The organism is Pseudomonas sp. PDM10, from assembly GCF_014852295.1.
Lineage (GTDB): Bacteria > Pseudomonadota > Gammaproteobacteria > Pseudomonadales > Pseudomonadaceae > Aquipseudomonas.
Genome location: NZ_JACVBJ010000020.1, coordinates 1 through 517 on the forward strand (window position 1 = coordinate 1; position 517 = coordinate 517).

At 59.6% G+C, this 517-nt stretch carries 1 protein-coding gene; it reads right to left on the bottom strand.

Annotated features, from left to right (window positions below; all coding sequences use genetic code 11):
* Nucleotides 1-517 (bottom strand): iron chelate uptake ABC transporter family permease subunit (locus tag IB252_RS29915; RefSeq protein ID WP_192411153.1); only part of this gene is annotated, 517 nt, incomplete at both ends.

Here is a 517-nt window from a genome sequence, read left to right on the forward strand (position 1 = left end):
GTCCAATCCAGCCAATAATACCGGCAATGGCTACCGCGCTGGCGGTGGCCAGAGTCGCGCAGACCACCACAATCAACCGTAAGCGTGCGACATCAATGCCCAGAGAACGAGCTTCATCATCGGACAGCGTCAGCAGGTTAAGGCGCCAGCGTAGCAGCCATAGAGGCAGGCAACCGATAATCATCAGCGGAGCGGCAAAGGCCAGATCGCGCAGGGTAATATCCGCTAAGCCGCCCAACAGCCAGAACGTAATAGAGGGAAGCTGAGTATAAGGATCGGCCAGGGTTTTAATCAGTGAAATGCCCGCCCCGCATAGCGTGCCGAGCGCAATGCCTACCAATACCAGCGTCAGCGCCGGATCGTGGCGCGTGATGGCGCGGGCCAGTATGCCGGCACTCAGAACGACCAGCAGACCACCGCAAAAGGCCAACAGCTGGATATAGAATATCGACAAGCCCAGCCAGATGGCGAGACAGGCGCCCAGACCGGCTCCGGCGGCCACGCCCAGAATATCCGC